This window comes from Tepidiphilus sp. J10, from assembly GCF_006980785.1.
Classification (GTDB): domain Bacteria; phylum Pseudomonadota; class Gammaproteobacteria; order Burkholderiales; family Rhodocyclaceae; genus Tepidiphilus; species Tepidiphilus olei.
Window position 1 is genome coordinate 158,077 of the sequence record NZ_SBHP01000004.1, and the last position, 13,767, is coordinate 171,843.

The 13,767-nt window shown below is 64.6% G+C and carries 14 protein-coding genes and 2 pseudogenes; 14 read left to right on the forward strand and 2 right to left on the reverse strand.

Annotated features, from left to right (window positions below; genetic code table 11):
* From EPD81_RS07420 to EPD81_RS07465, 10 genes are all read left to right on the forward strand, one after another.
* Entirely contained in the window at nt 1-876 is an 876-nt protein-coding gene (locus EPD81_RS07420; protein WP_142804821.1) for an Hsp33 family molecular chaperone HslO, read from the forward strand.
* A 17-nt stretch (nt 877-893) separates the two neighbouring features.
* Nucleotides 894-1,643 (forward strand): septum site-determining protein MinC, encoded by a 750-nt coding sequence (minC, locus tag EPD81_RS07425; protein ID WP_142804822.1) that lies wholly within the window; start codon nt 894-896, stop codon nt 1,641-1,643.
* 12 nt (nt 1,644-1,655) lie between these two features.
* Nucleotides 1,656-2,468, forward strand: coding sequence for a septum site-determining protein MinD (gene minD / locus EPD81_RS07430; RefSeq protein ID WP_142804823.1), 813 nt, complete (start codon nt 1,656-1,658; stop codon nt 2,466-2,468).
* Nucleotides 2,468-2,740, forward strand: a complete 273-nt coding sequence (gene minE / locus EPD81_RS07435; RefSeq protein WP_142804824.1) for a cell division topological specificity factor MinE — start codon at nt 2,468-2,470, stop codon at nt 2,738-2,740. The genes minD and minE overlap by 1 nt, the downstream gene beginning before the upstream one ends.
* A 90-nt stretch (nt 2,741-2,830) precedes the next feature.
* Nucleotides 2,831-4,258, forward strand: a complete 1,428-nt coding sequence (gene sufB / locus EPD81_RS07440; RefSeq protein ID WP_142804825.1) for a Fe-S cluster assembly protein SufB — start codon at nt 2,831-2,833, stop codon at nt 4,256-4,258.
* Complete coding sequence (gene sufC, locus EPD81_RS07445; protein ID WP_142804840.1) at nt 4,258-5,010, forward strand: Fe-S cluster assembly ATPase SufC; 753 nt, start codon at nt 4,258-4,260, stop codon at nt 5,008-5,010. Before sufB ends, sufC begins: the two co-directional genes overlap by 1 nt.
* A complete protein-coding gene (locus EPD81_RS07450; protein ID WP_142804826.1) occupies nt 5,007-6,215 on the forward strand; it encodes a SufD family Fe-S cluster assembly protein in 1,209 nt (402 codons plus the stop codon). Before sufC ends, EPD81_RS07450 begins: the two co-directional genes overlap by 4 nt.
* On the forward strand, nt 6,172-7,452 hold the full coding sequence (locus EPD81_RS07455) for an aminotransferase class V-fold PLP-dependent enzyme (RefSeq protein ID WP_142804827.1): 1,281 nt from the start codon (nt 6,172-6,174) through the stop codon (nt 7,450-7,452). Before EPD81_RS07450 ends, EPD81_RS07455 begins: the two co-directional genes overlap by 44 nt.
* The gene (sufT, locus tag EPD81_RS07460; protein ID WP_142804828.1) at nt 7,449-7,979 is read left to right on the forward strand and encodes a putative Fe-S cluster assembly protein SufT; all 531 of its coding nucleotides are present in this window, start codon (nt 7,449-7,451) and stop codon (nt 7,977-7,979) included. The genes EPD81_RS07455 and sufT overlap by 4 nt, the downstream gene beginning before the upstream one ends.
* On the forward strand, nt 7,976-8,398 hold the full coding sequence (locus EPD81_RS07465) for a SufE family protein (protein ID WP_142804829.1): 423 nt from the start codon (nt 7,976-7,978) through the stop codon (nt 8,396-8,398). Before sufT ends, EPD81_RS07465 begins: the two co-directional genes overlap by 4 nt.
* Nucleotides 8,399-8,441: 43 nt before the next feature.
* Here the strand turns inward: EPD81_RS07465 and EPD81_RS07470 are convergent, their stop codons facing one another.
* On the reverse strand, nt 8,442-9,473 hold the full coding sequence (locus tag EPD81_RS07470) for an XdhC family protein (protein WP_142804830.1): 1,032 nt from the start codon (nt 9,471-9,473) through the stop codon (nt 8,442-8,444).
* Nucleotides 9,474-9,646: 173 nt separating this feature from the next.
* On the opposite strand from EPD81_RS07470, the gene EPD81_RS07475 reads away from it, so the two are divergent.
* From EPD81_RS07475 to EPD81_RS07485, 3 genes are read left to right on the forward strand one after another with little or no spacing between them, the layout of a single operon-like run.
* On the forward strand, nt 9,647-11,047 hold the full coding sequence (locus EPD81_RS07475) for an amino acid permease (RefSeq protein WP_142804831.1): 1,401 nt from the start codon (nt 9,647-9,649) through the stop codon (nt 11,045-11,047).
* Nucleotides 11,048-11,067: 20 nt separating this feature from the next.
* Complete coding sequence (gene msrA, locus EPD81_RS07480) at nt 11,068-12,096, forward strand: peptide-methionine (S)-S-oxide reductase MsrA (RefSeq protein ID WP_142804832.1); 1,029 nt, start codon at nt 11,068-11,070, stop codon at nt 12,094-12,096.
* Nucleotides 12,096-12,374, forward strand: a complete 279-nt coding sequence (locus EPD81_RS07485; RefSeq protein ID WP_142804833.1) for a type II toxin-antitoxin system RelE/ParE family toxin — start codon at nt 12,096-12,098, stop codon at nt 12,372-12,374. Before msrA ends, EPD81_RS07485 begins: the two co-directional genes overlap by 1 nt.
* A 189-nt stretch (nt 12,375-12,563) precedes the next feature.
* Here EPD81_RS07485 and EPD81_RS07490 read toward each other — a convergent pair.
* Nucleotides 12,564-12,692 (reverse strand): annotated as a pseudogene (locus tag EPD81_RS07490) (IS5/IS1182 family transposase); the annotation flags it as partial.
* 191 nt (nt 12,693-12,883) lie between these two features.
* Here EPD81_RS07490 and EPD81_RS07495 point away from each other — a divergent pair.
* Nucleotides 12,884-13,666, forward strand: a pseudogene (locus EPD81_RS07495) (ISAs1 family transposase); the annotation flags it as partial.
* Between the last annotated feature and the right edge of the window lie 101 nt (nt 13,667-13,767).

A 13,767-nucleotide genomic window follows, 5' to 3' on the forward strand; every position in this document is an offset into this window, starting at 1 on the left:
ATGCACGACGCCGTCCAACCTTTCCTCATCGACAACGCCGACATCCGCGGCGCCCACGTCCGCCTGGTCGACGCCTGGCAAGGCATCCTCGCCCGCCGGAACGACCCTCCCGCCGTGCGGCGCCTGCTCGGCGAACTCGCCGCCTTCGCCGCCATGATCGCCGCCCGACTCAAGGATCCCACCCGCATCACCTTCCAGGCCCAGGGAGAAGGCCCGGTGAGCCTGCTCGTGGTCGACCTCGGCCCCGATCGCAATTTGCGTGCCTTCGCCCGCTACGAGCCCGATCGCGCACCGCGACCCGATGCCGATGCGCGCGAGCTCCTGGGTGAAGCCCAGCTGCAGATGGTGCTCGACCTCCCGGTCTCGAAGGAACCCTACGTGAGCATCGTTCCCTGGAACGGCCAGACGCTACGCGACACGCTGGAAGCCTTTCTCGCCCAGTCCGAGCAGCAGCCGGCGCGCCTGTGGCTCGCCGCCGACGAGCACGCCGCCGCGGGGCTATTGTTGCAAAAACTCCCCTCTGCCGACGAAAAAGACCCCGACGGCTGGAACCGCCTCACCCGGCTCGCCGACACCGTCACCGCGGCCGAACTCCTTTCCCTCGACGCCCCCGAGCTCCTTTCGCGCCTCTTCCCCGAAGAGACGGTGCGCCTCTTCACCGCGCTCGGCATCACGCACGAGGTCAAGCCCAACGAGGCCGCCGTGATCCGGATGCTGCGATTACTCGGCCGGGAGGAAGTCGAAGCGCAACTCGATCGCGATGGAGAAATCCTCGTGCGCGACGAGCTCGGCGGTCTGGAATACCGTTTCACCCGCGACGATCTTCCCCGCATCTTCACCGAGGACGACGGCACCGCGCCCGCCACCCGCCACTGATCGAAAGGGTCAATCCGATGAGCGAAGAGGTACGATTCGAGAGCGGACGATTCGAAGGCATCGTCGTGCGCTCCCCCCTCGTGAGCCCAGCGCGGCTTGCCGACGTGCTACACAAGCGCTTTGCCGGCACCGAGAGCTATTTTGGCGGCGAGCCGGCCGTGCTCGATTTCTCCGAGGTAGGCGACTGGCCCGAACAGGTCGACTGGAGCGGCCTCGTGGCTTTTTTTCGCCGCCTCGGGCTGCAACCCATCGGCGTGCGCGGCGTGCCCGAATCGTTCGACGCCGCCCTGAAGCGCTTGCACCTGGCGGTACTCGACGAAGCAGCAATGCGCCTCGAAGCCGCAGCCACGCCCAAACCCGTCAAACCCCCACCCCCGCCGCCGGAATCGCCCTCGTCTGCGGAGCCGCTCGTCCCTGCGCCCACCAAGTTCATCGAACGGCCCGTACGCGCCGGACAGCAGATCTACGCCCCCGAGGGAGACGTCGTCCTCCTGGCCGGCTCCAATCCCGGCGCCGAAATCATCGCCGCTGGCAGCATCCACTGCTGGGGTCCCTTGCGTGGGCGGGTACTCGCCGGTGCCGGCGGCAATCTGCAAGCCCGCATTCTCGCCACCTACTTCGGCCCCGAACTCGTCTCCATCGCCGGCATTTACCGGACTTTCGAAAACGGGCTGCCCGCCTCTATCGCAAACCGTTCCGTCCAGGTAAAATTGCAAATTAACCAAGGGCAAAACCAACTGCTCATCGAACCCATCGATACCCTCTGAGAGGCTCCACTCGTGCGCATCGTCGTCGTCACTTCCGGCAAAGGTGGGGTGGGCAAGACCACCACCAGCGCCGCTTTCGCCTCGGGCCTGGCGCTTCGCGGCTTCAAGACCGCAGTCATCGACTTCGACGTCGGTCTGCGCAACCTCGATCTCATCATGGGATGCGAGCGCCGCGTCGTCTACGATTTCGTCAACGTGGTCCAGGGAGAAGCCAAGCTCACCCAAGCCCTCATCAAGGACAAACACGTCGATACCCTCCACATCTTGCCCGCCTCCCAGACCAAGGACAAGGATGCCCTCACCGAAGAGGGCGTGGAAAAGGTCATCAAAGAGCTCGAAGCAATGGGCTTCGACTACGTCGTGTGCGACTCGCCCGCCGGGATCGAGCGCGGTGCCTTGATGGCGCTGCTCTTCGCCGACGAGGCCATCGTCGTCACCAATCCGGAAGTCTCCTCGGTGCGCGATTCCGACCGCATCCTCGGCATCTTGCAATCCAAGTCCCGCCGGGCGATCGAAGGGCGCGATCCGGTCAAGGAGCACCTGCTGGTGACGCGCTACAGCGCCAAGCGCGTCGAGGAAGGCGAGATGCTCTCCTACAAAGACATCCAAGAGCTGCTGCGCGTCCCGCTCCTTGGTGTCATCCCCGAGTCCGATGCCGTGCTGCACGCCTCCAACCAGGGGGTTCCGGCAATCCACCTCAAGGGCACCGACGTCGCCGAAGCCTACGCCGACGTCGTCTCCCGTTTCCTCGGAGAAGACAAGCCCCTGCGTTTCGTCTCCTACGAAAAACCCAGCCTCATCAAACGCATCTTCGGGGGTACCTGATGTCGCTGCTCACGCGCCTCTTCGGGGAAAAGAAAAAAACCGCGGCAATCGCCAAGGAGCGTTTGCAGCTCATCATCGCGCGCGAGCACGTCGACGGCAAGTCCTCGCCCGACTTCCTCCCTGCATTACAAAAAGAACTGCTCGACGTCATTTCCAAATACGTGAAGATCGCCCCCGAAGACATCAAGGTCCAGCTCGAGCGGCAAGACAACCTCGAGATCCTCGAAGTCAACATCGTCCTCAACGAAACCTCCTCTTCCCGCGCCCAATAGGTTCAGCCTAGGGCGCGCATAGCCCCCTTCGGGCAAAAAAACCTAGTATAATGGTCAACAAATCCACGGACTTCCGGGGGAGTGAGCCGCATGTCCACCACCGAACTCGACGCCGCCCTCAACCAAGCCTACGAGGCCGGCTTCGTCACCGACATCGAGACCGAGACGCTACCGCCCGGCCTCGACGAAAAAGTGATCGAATACATCTCGGCCAAGAAAAACGAACCCGATTTTCTGCGCCAATGGCGGCTCGATGCCTTCCGCCGCTGGCAGACGATGCGCGAACCGCACTGGGCGCACGTGCACTACGAGCCCATCGACTACCAAGGGCTCATCTACTACGCCGCGCCCAAGCGCCGCAGTGAAACCGAGATCGATCCCAAGCTCCTCGAGACCTATGAAAAACTCGGCGTGCCGGTGCACGAGAGGGCCGCGCTCGCCGGCGTGGCGGTCGACGCCGTGTTCGACTCGGTCTCGGTGCTCACCACCTTCAAGGACAAGCTCGCCGAAGCCGGCGTCATTTTCTGCCCCATCTCGGAAGCGGTGCAAAAATATCCCGAACTCGTGCAGAAGTATCTCGGCAGCGTGGTCCCGCCGGGAGACAACTTCTTCGCCGCGCTCAATTCCGCCGTCTTCAGCGACGGCTCCTTCGTCTATGTCCCCAAGGGCGTGCGCTGTCCGCTCGAGCTCTCCACCTACTTTCGCATCAACACCGCCCGCACCGGGCAGTTCGAGCGCACGCTCATCATCGCCGACGAAGGCAGCTACGTCTCCTACCTCGAAGGCTGCACCGCGCCCATGCGCGACGAGCACCAGCTGCACGCTGCGGTGGTCGAGCTCATCGCCCTCGAAGGGGCCGAGATTCGCTACAGCACGGTACAAAACTGGTACCCCGGCGACGAAGAAGGCCGCGGCGGCGTCTACAACTTCGTCACCAAACGCGGGCTGTGCGCCGGGCGCGGCGCCAAGATCTCCTGGACCCAGGTCGAGACCGGTTCAGCCATCACCTGGAAGTATCCCAGCGTGATCCTCAAGGGCGACGACAGCGTGGGCGAATTCTACTCGGTGGCGCTCACCCGCGGCCGACAACAGGCCGACACCGGCACCAAGATGATCCACCTGGGGCGCAACACCCGCAGCACCATCGTCTCCAAGGGCATCGCCGCCGGCCACAGCCAGAACGCCTACCGGGGGCTGGTGCGCATCAACCCCGGCGCGAGCGGCGCGCGCAACTACACCCAGTGCGATTCGCTGCTCATCGGCCCGCACTGCGGCGCGCACACTTTTCCCTACATCGAGAGCCGCAATCCGCGCGCCATCGTGGAACACGAAGCCAGCACCTCGCGCGTGAGCGAAGAGCAGCTCTTCTATTGCCGCCAGCGCGGCATCGACCCCGAGCGCGCCGTCGCCCTCATCGTCGGGGGCTTTTGCAAGGACGTGTTCCAGAAACTGCCGCTCGAATTCGCCGTCGAGGCCGGCAAACTCCTCGAAGTCAGTCTAGAAGGATCGGTCGGATGATGCTCACGATACGCAACCTCACCGTCGCCGTCGAAGGCCGGCGCATCCTCGATGGGCTCGATCTGGACATCGCCGCCGGCGAAGTCCATGCCCTCATGGGCCCCAACGGTGCGGGCAAGAGCACGCTCGCCAACGTGCTGGCCGGCCGCGAAGGATACGAAGTCCTGGAAGGCGAAGCGCTCCTCGATGGCCAAGACCTGCTCACCATGGAGCCGGAAGCGCGCGCCCAGGCGGGGCTTTTTCTCTCTTTCCAGCATCCGGTGGAAATTCCCGGCGTGAGCAACCTGCAATTCCTGCGCACCGCCCTCGACTGCCTGCGCAAGGCCCGGGGCGAAGCGCCGCTCGACAGCGCCGCCTTGCTGCGCGCCGCGCGCGAAGCGGCGCAAGTGCTGGGGCTGCCGGCCGACTTCCTCAAGCGCGGCGTCAATGAAGGCTTCTCCGGCGGCGAGAAGAAACGCAACGAGATCCTGCAGATGCTGCTGCTCGAGCCGCGCTTCGTCATCCTCGACGAACCCGATTCGGGTCTGGACGTGGATGCGCTCAAGCTCGTGGCCGCCGGCGTCAATCGCCTGCGCCGCCCCGATCGCGCCTTCCTCATCATCACCCACTATCCCCGTATCCTCGAATACGTCCGTCCCGACCGGGTGCACGTGCTGCACGGCGGACGCATCGCCCGCTCGGGCGAAGCCGAGCTCGCCCATCAGATCGAAGCAGGCGGCTACGCCGCCGTGCTCGAGGGGTCGGTCGCATGAATACCGCACTCGCCGTCTGCCACCCCTGCGGCTGGGCGGAAGACGCGGCAACGCGCGCCTGGCACGAACGGCTCGCCGAGCGGTTCGCCACGCTCACGCCTCCCACGCGCAAGAACGAATTCTGGCGCTACTCGCGGCTCTCCGCCTGTTTCGCCCCCGAGCGCGCCGGCCGCGGCCTCGACTTCTCCTTCCCTGCGGCCGAGCCGCTTGCCGGCGAATGGATCCGCCTCGACCAAGGCCGGCCCGTGACCGCGCATACCCGGGCATGGCGCCTGCGTTCTTGGTCCGAACTGGACGAGGCCACCCGCGCACGCTGGCGCGAGCGGCTGGAGCCGGGCGAGGATTATTTCGCCGTGCGCAACCTGGTCGAAGCCGACGCAGTACTGCTCCTCGAGCTCGAGCAAACGACCGACGCTCCCCTGCAGATCCAGTACCGCCACGGCGCCGGATGGGTCCAGCCGCTCCTGCTCGTCGAAGTCGCCGCGGGGGCGCGTGGCGCGCTCGTAGAAACGTTCTCCTCCTTCGGCCCTTCCACGCAAAACGGCGCCGTGCATCTCTGGCTCGGCGAAGGCGCCGAACTCACGCATGGCGTCTTCACGGCCGACGAAGAGCAAGCCTTGCTGCACCGCGTTCGCGCCCGGCTCGGCGCGCGTGCCCGCCTCGACGTGCAGGCTTTCGCCGCCGCCCGCGGCTATCAACGGCTCGAATGGGACGTCGCACTGGGCGAATCCGCCACGCTGCGCCTCTCCGGCATCACCCAGGGTGAGCCAGAGGGTTCCACCGACGTCGCGCTGCGCATCCGCCATGCCGCGCCCGGCGCCACCACCGACGTGCGCTGGCGCGGCCTGGTGCCGGCCGAAGCGCACTCGGCCGTGATTGGCCGCATCCTCATCGAACCCGCCGGCCAACGCACCGACGCCGCCATGCGGCTCGATCACCTGCTCCTGGCCGACGGCGCCGCTGCCGACGTCAAGCCCGAGCTCGAGATCTACGCCGACGATGTCGCCTGCGGCCACGGCGCCACCCTCGGCCGGCTCGACGACGAAGCGCTCTTCTACCTGCGCAGCCGGGGCATTCCCGAAGTCGAAGCGCGCCGACTGCTCATCGACGCCTTCCTCGCTCCGGTCCTGCAGCGTTTCACCCTTGCAGAGGTCCTCCGCCATGTCCAATCCCGTCTCCCCCTCCCCGACGACGCCGCTGCCTGAGGCGGCCACCGTCGAGCGCTGGCGCGAAGACTTTCCCATCCTGCACCGGCGGGTCTATGGCAGGCCCCTCATCTACCTCGACAACGCCGCCACCACCCAGAAACCACGGCAGGTGATCGAGGCGCTCACCGAGTTCTACGAGAACCGCAACGCCAACGTGCACCGCGGCGCGCACGCGCTGAGCACGGAAGCCACCGACTGTTTCGAGACCGCGCGCGTCACCGTCGCCCGCTGGATCCACGCCGCGAGCGAAAAGGAAGTCCTCTGGACGCGGGGCACCACGGAAGCGATCAACCTCGTGGCCCAAGCCTGGGGCAATGCCTTCGTCAAAGAGGGCGATCTCCTCGTCGCCACCCAGATGGAGCACCACGCCAACCTCGTTCCCTGGCAGATGCTCGCCCGGCGCAGCGGTGCCGAACTCGCCCTCGTGCCAGTCCGGGACGATGGCACGCTCGATCGGGAACGCTACCGCCAGCTGCTCGAGCGGCGACCCCGACTGGTGGCGCTCGCCCACGTCTCGAATACCCTGGGCACCATCAATCCCGTGGCCGAGCTCATCGCCGAAGCCAAGGCCGTGGGGGCGACCGTGCTCATCGACGGCGCCCAGGCGGTGGGGCATTTTCCCGTGGACGTGCAAGCGCTGGGTTGCGATTTCTACGCCTTCTCCGGTCACAAAATGCTCGGTCCCACCGGCATCGGGGTGCTCTGGGGGCGTCAGGAAGTGCTCGAAGCCATGCCCCCATGGCAAGGCGGCGGCGAGATGATCGCCTGGGTCGACGAGCATGGTTTCGCACCCAACGAACTTCCCTACAAGTTCGAGGCCGGTACCCCGCCCATCGCCGAAGCCATCGCTTTGGGTGCCGCGATCGACTACCTGCGCCAATTCGATCGGGCGCAACTGGCCGCCTGGGAAACCCACCTCTACCGCAGGTTGAGGGACGGCCTGGCGGCGATCGACGGGCTGCGGCTCCTCGCCGATCTTCCGCCGGAGGGGAAAGCCCCCATCGCCTCCTTCCACGTCGCCGGCATTCATCCGGCCGATCTCGGCACCCTGCTCGACACCCAAGGTATTGCGGTGCGCGTCGGGCACCATTGCACCATGCCCCTGATCGCCCGCTACGGACTGCTCGGCACCGTGCGCGCCTCGATCGCCTTCTACAACAACGCATCGGACATCGACCAAACCCTGTCGGCACTCTCCCGTGCCCTCGAACGTCTGGGAGCCCCAGCCCCATGAACGCCCAAACGGTCATCACCCGGCGCGACGTCTATGGTATCGTCGTCCCCTCGGGGGAACCCGTCACGATCCCCCAAGACAGCGAAGTGCGCCTGACGCAGACGCTGGGCACCAGCCTCACCGTGCTCTACGACGGGCGCCTCGTGCGCGTGGCCGGCGAGGATGCCGACGCCTTCGGGCTTGATCCTTACGCCCCTTCGCCGATTCCTACCGAAGGCGACCTGCGCGAGCGCATCCTCGAGGTGCTGCGCCAGATCTACGATCCTGAAATCCCGGTCAACATCGTCGACTTGGGGCTCATCTACCGCCTCGACATCGAAGAAGGCGAAGACGGCGCCCGGGTCGAGATCGACATGACCCTCACCGCCCCCGGCTGCTCGCTCGGCCCCGTGCTCAGCGAGGAAGTCAAGCAACGCGTAGAGCAGATTCCCGAGGTAAAAGAAGCGACGGTCAACGTCGTCTTCGACCCTCCCTGGACTTCCGACCGGCTCTCCGAAACCGCACGGCTCGAACTGGGGCTGCTATGACCACGCTCGCCGAGATCGAAGAGAATTTCGCCCTCTTCGACGACTGGGACGGGCGCTACGACTACCTCATCGAGCTGGGACGCACGCTGCCCTCCTTCCCGGAAACCGAACGCACCGACGCCAACCTCGTGCGCGGCTGCCAGAGCCGTGTCTGGCTCGTCTGCCGCCTCGACAACGGTCGCTTGCGCCTGGCGATCGACAGCGACGCGCTCATCGTGCGCGGGCTCGCCGCCATCGTGCTTGCCGCCTACGAAGGCAAGACGCCTGAAGAAGCGCTCTCGCTCGACACCCTCGCCCTCTTCGAGCGCTTGGGGCTACTCGCCCACCTCTCCCCCACGCGCGGCAACGGCCTGCGGGCAATGATCGAGCGGATTCGGGAGTGTGCCCGCGCGGCGATCGAGGCGGCCTCTCGCTCCTGAATGCGAGCGCCACCTCCTTGCCATCATCGCCTTTCGCCTGCGGTCAAGCGCGGCAGGCGGAAGACATCGTATCGAGAAGGGTATGCCGTTCGGCTCGCTCCCGTTCGGCAAAAGCGCGCTTCTGCACGATGGGCACGCCGTACTTCGCCGCAGTGATCTCGGCCAGGATCGACACCGCCATCTCCGCCGGGGAACGAGCCCCGATGAACAAACCCACGGGTCCGTGCAAGCGGTCGATCTCGTCGGCGGTGAGATCGAACAGCGCGAGCCGCTCCCGGCGTTTGGCCGAGTTGGTGCGGCTGCCGAGCGCCCCGACGTAGAACGCCGGAGATTTCAAGGCTTCGAGCAACGCCATGTCGTCGAGCTTGGGATCGTGCGTCAGGGCCACGATCGCCGTGTGTGCATCCACGGTGAGATCCAGGATCGCATCGTCCGGCATGTCGCGACGAAACGTGATCGCCGGGTTGGCAAGCCCCTCGGCGAACTCTTCGCGCGGATCGATCACCACCACTTCGTAATCGGCGGCGAGCGCCATCTCGCACACGTATTGTGACAGCTGCCCCGCTCCGATGACGATCAAACGCCAGCGCGGTCCGTAGAGCGTGCGCATCAGGCGTCCATCGAAAAAGAACGTCTCCCCTCGTGTCGCATCCCGCAGCACCGAGCGCCCCGAACACGTATCGAGTTCGCGCACCGTCAGACGTTTGGCATGGATCCTCGCTCGCAATTCCTCGAGCAATCCGACCTCCGGGGCCGGTTCGACCACCAGCCGCAGTCTTCCCCCGCACGGCAGACCGAAGCGCGCCGCCTGCTCCCGGGTCACTCCATACGTAACCAATTCAGGGAGCTCTTCGGCCAACGATTCCCCCGAACGAATCCGAGCGATCAGGTCGTCTTCTACACAGCCCCCGGACACAGAACCGACGACCTGGCCATCGTCGCGGATCGCCAACCACGCCCCGACCGGACGCGGCGACGATCCCCACGTCTCCACCACCGTGGCCAACACCGTCCGGCGACCAGCATGAAGCCACTCGATGGCGGCATTCAATACCGAAAGATCCGTGCTGTCCATATTGCCTTCCTCAGAAAATTTCTGGAACACCAATCACGGTAATGCTGAGCCTATCAGAAACTTCGTGCGAGGGTACAACCTCACGATGAGGGTACAGGAACCCGACCAACCCGCTCACCGTCCCAAGACGCGTGTAAGATTGCTCCCCTCGCCACGATTCTGAACGTTCGACCATGACCGATTCCACCCTGCACGAGGCCCCGTTGCGCCGCGGCCTGAAAAACCGTCACATCCAACTCATCGCCCTGGGCGGTGCCATCGGCACCGGGCTCTTCCTCGGCTCGGCCGGTGTGCTCGCCACCGCCGGACCATCGATGCTGCTCGGCTATGCCATCGGCGGCCTCATCGCCTTCCTCATCATGCGCCAGCTCGGCGAGATGATCGTCGAAGAGCCCGTGGCCGGTTCCTTCAGCCACTTCGCCCACACCTACTGGGGGCGATTCGCCGGGTTCCTCTCCGGCTGGAACTATTGGGCGCTCTACGTACTCGTGGGGATGGCCGAGCTGACGGCGATCGGCAAATACGTCCAATTCTGGTGGCCCGAAATTCCCACCTGGGTCTCCGTTCTCGCTTTCTTCCTTCTCGTCAACCTGATCAACCTCGCCAACGTGCGCGCTTTCGGCGAGGCCGAGTTCTGGTTCTCCCTCATCAAGGTGATTGCCATCGTCGGCATGATCGTGCTCGGCCTCTATCTGCTCACGAGCGGCCGGGGTGGCGAACAGGCGAGCGTCACCAATCTCTGGCACCATGGCGGATTCTTCCCCCACGGCTTTGGCAGCCTGGTCGTCACTTTGCCGATCATCATGTTCTCCTTCGGCGGGCTCGAACTCGTCGGCATCACCGCCGCCGAAGCCTCCGACCCGCGGCGCGTCATTCCCAAGGCCATCAATCAGGTGGTCTACCGCATCCTCATCTTCTACATCGGCGCGATCGCCGTGCTGCTCTCCCTCTATCCTTGGGACCAGCTGGTGGCCTCGCTCACCGCCGCCGGCGACCCCTACAGCGCCAGCCCCTTCGTGCGCATCTTCTCGCTCATCGGCAGCGACACGGCGGCGCACCTCCTCAACCTCGTCGTCCTCACGGCGGCCTTGTCGGTCTACAACAGCGGCGTCTATTGCAACAGCCGCATGCTCTACGGCCTGGCCGAACAAGGCGACGCACCCCGCGCCCTCATGAAGATCAACCGCCGCGGCGTGCCGGTCCTGGCCGTGGGGGTCTCCGCGCTCATCACCTTCTTCTGCGTGGCGGTCAACTACCTCCTGCCACAAAGCGCCCTGGAACTCTTGATGTCGCTGGTGGTAGCCGCTCTGGTGATCAACTGGACCATGATCAGCCTCACCCACCTCAAATTCCGCCGGGTACTGCGCCAGCGCCACGTCACCCCCGCCTTCAAAGCCTTCTGGAGCCCGCTCGCCAACTACCTCTGCCTCGCCTTCGTCGCCTTTCTGCTCCTCCTGATGCTCGACAACCCCGGCACGCGCGCTTCCGTCATCGCCCTGCCCATCTGGGTGGCCCTCATGGGGCTCTGCTACCGGCTGCAGATTCGGCTGCAAGGGCGCACCGTCCCCGCCTGAGAACGAACCATGGAACCATCATGAACGCTAGAAAAGAAACCCTCGTCCTCGGCATGGGATGTTTCTGGGGCGCGCAACAGCGCATGGCCGCGCTGCCGGGCGTGCTCGACACCGAAGTCGGCTACGCCGGAGGCAGCTTTCCCGACCCCACTTACGACGACGTGCTCGACTTCGAGCAGCGCCTGCGCCAAGGGCTGGCGAACGGGCGCAACCACGCGGAAGTCGTCAAAGTCGTCTATGACCCCGAACTCGTGCTGCCGGAAGCCGTGCTCGCCTGGTTTTGGGAAAACCACGATCCCACCCAGCGTGATCGGCAAGGAAACGACATCGGCAGCAACTACCGCAGCGCGATCTACACCACCACGCCGGAACAAAGAGACGCGGCGCTCGCCACGCGCGACGCCTATCAACGGGCGCTCTCGGCCGCTGGTTACGGAGAAATCGTCACCGAAATCGCCCCGCTTGCCTCCTACACCCCGGCCGAGGAATACCATCAGCACTACCTGCTGAAGAACCCGAACGGATACTGCGGTCTGGGAGGCACGGGCGTACGCATGCCGCATTCCTTTTGGCGCACGCTCGCCGAGCGCCATTTGCCGCCGCTCGCGCGCTGGATCGCCTGCGAGCAAGGCACGGAACGCCCCTTCACCGGCCCCTACCTCGACGAGCGGCGCCCCGGCGTCTATGTCGATCGCCTGAGCAATGCCCCGCTTTTCCGCTCGGAAGCGAAGTTCGACAGCCCCTGCGGCTGGCCAAGCTTCTATGAAGCGATTCCCGGCGCGGTGACGCTACACGAAGACCGCTCGCACGGCATGATCCGCATCGAAGTGCGCAGCGCCAGCACGAGCATTCACCTGGGGCACGTCTTCGACGACGGCCCGCCGCCCACCGGCCTGCGCTACTGCATCAACGGTGAAGTCTTGCGCTTCATTCCCGCCGCAAATATCGGCAAGATCGCCGCTGAAAACCCCGATCTGCCCTTCAGCGTCATCCGCGACATCCTGGTCGCGGACCAGGAAGGGCCGGTAGGTGAGTACCAATTCGGCTGATGCGTATCCTTGTCACCCCGACATTCGAGCGCATCGTCAAAAAACTGCACCAGCAACAGAAAGCTGCGCTCGACGAGGCGGTACGTACCATCGCCCGTCAACCCGAAGCGGGTGAAGCCAAAGTCGGCGACCTTGCAGGCGTGAGGGTCTACAAGTTCCGCATGGGCAGCTTGCTCTGCCTCCTGGCCTACCGGATTCTCGACGAAAATACGCTCAAGCTGCTGATGGTGGGGCCGCACGAAAACTTCTATCGCGACCTCGAGCAGAGGGACGGCTGACAGACGATTGGCTAGCGCCATCTGCCATCTATCTGCGCAGATCAGATCCAGGCAAGCGTTTTCACCGCGCCTCCAGTCGGTTCAGTCCGGTTCCGCTTGGCATGGAACGATCGACAAAGTGTGATGTGCACCACATTGTTTCGCAATCTCGCCACGATGCCAATCCTAAACCGCATCCTGCCCTTGCGGGTAGTACGGGGCAATCACCGCCACCAAAGCGCCCCAAGGGGTCAGCGCCTCGAGTTGCGCCAGAAAATGGTCCCGGCGCGTCTGTTTCTTCTTCGCGGCGTACTCGAGTTCGGAAAAGCTCGACTGCATGGCAGGCCCCTGCGGGTGGATCGTCTCCGGCATTATCCCAGTTCGGGTCAACGCCGGGAAGAGGGGCAGGGCAATCGCATCAAACCAAGGGTCCTGTCTAAAAAATAGTTTTTAACCTCCACGGGGTTGCCCAGAGGGTCTGTTCACAGTGCCCTGATTCGTGTAGTTTTCTGTCTTTTTGGGGGCGGCGCATGAAGACAGAGAAAGCAAACGCAGACGGCGAGCCATCCCGCTCGTTGCTGCTCGAAGTATTTTCGGAGATCCCGGATCCGCGCGTTGTGGGACGTGCGAAGCACGATCTGGTCGAGATGCTGGTGATTTCGGTGTGCGCCTTGCTGTGCGGGGTCGATGACTTCGTCGGCATCGAGGCGTGGGCCAAGGAGCGCATCGACTGGCTGCGCCGCTTTCTGGTGCTGGAGAACGGGATCCCGTCGCACGACACGTTGGGGCGCCTTTTTGGCCTACTCGATCGCAGGGCACTGGAGAAGAGTTTTCGCCGCTGGGTCGGTGGGGTGCTGCCGGCGCTGGCCGAAGGCGAGGTCGTCGCGATCGATGGCAAGAGCAGCCGGCGCAGCCGCAGCGCCGGGCGCTCGGCCCTACACTTGGTGAGCGCCTTTGCCGCCCAGGCAGGCTTGGTCCTGGGGCAGGAAGCCTGTGCCGAAAAATCCAACGAATTGACGGCCATTCCGGTTCTGCTGGAGACTCTGATGCTCAAGGGAGCAATCGTCACCATCGATGCCATGGGCACGCACGCCAATATCGCCCGGGCGATCCGGGACAAGGAGGCCGACTATGTGCTCGCGGTCAAAAATAACCAGCCCCGTCTTGCCGAGTCGATCCAAACCTTCTTCGACATCGGCCAGGCAGCGAGCTGGCAGGGCGTTGCTCACTCCTATACTGAATCGGTCGAGAAAGACCACGGACGCATCGAATTGCGGCGATGCTGGGCGTTCTCGCGATTGTGCAACCTTTTTTCTGTAAATTTTCGTGGTGTTGGTCATGACGCCGAGGTTACGGGTTGAGGTTGAGATAGACCTTGCCGGTCATCCACTCGTCGTCGAGTTCGGCCAGCAGC

Coding starts and splice junctions, on each gene's coding strand:
- EPD81_RS07420 (WP_142804821.1), top strand. CDS start 1: ATGCACGACGCCGTCCAACCTTTCCTCATCGACAACGCCGACATCCGC.
- minC (WP_142804822.1), top strand. CDS start 894: ATGAGCGAAGAGGTACGATTCGAGAGCGGACGATTCGAAGGCATCGTC.
- minE (WP_142804824.1), top strand. CDS start 2,468: ATGTCGCTGCTCACGCGCCTCTTCGGGGAAAAGAAAAAAACCGCGGCA.
- sufB (WP_142804825.1), top strand. CDS start 2,831: ATGTCCACCACCGAACTCGACGCCGCCCTCAACCAAGCCTACGAGGCC.
- sufC (WP_142804840.1), top strand. CDS start 4,258: ATGCTCACGATACGCAACCTCACCGTCGCCGTCGAAGGCCGGCGCATC.
- EPD81_RS07450 (WP_142804826.1), top strand. CDS start 5,007: ATGAATACCGCACTCGCCGTCTGCCACCCCTGCGGCTGGGCGGAAGAC.
- EPD81_RS07455 (WP_142804827.1), top strand. CDS start 6,172: ATGTCCAATCCCGTCTCCCCCTCCCCGACGACGCCGCTGCCTGAGGCG.
- sufT (WP_142804828.1), top strand. CDS start 7,449: ATGAACGCCCAAACGGTCATCACCCGGCGCGACGTCTATGGTATCGTC.
- EPD81_RS07465 (WP_142804829.1), top strand. CDS start 7,976: ATGACCACGCTCGCCGAGATCGAAGAGAATTTCGCCCTCTTCGACGAC.
- EPD81_RS07470 (WP_142804830.1), bottom strand. CDS start 9,473: ATGGACAGCACGGATCTTTCGGTATTGAATGCCGCCATCGAGTGGCTT.
- EPD81_RS07475 (WP_142804831.1), top strand. CDS start 9,647: ATGACCGATTCCACCCTGCACGAGGCCCCGTTGCGCCGCGGCCTGAAA.
- msrA (WP_142804832.1), top strand. CDS start 11,068: ATGAACGCTAGAAAAGAAACCCTCGTCCTCGGCATGGGATGTTTCTGG.
- EPD81_RS07485 (WP_142804833.1), top strand. CDS start 12,096: ATGCGTATCCTTGTCACCCCGACATTCGAGCGCATCGTCAAAAAACTG.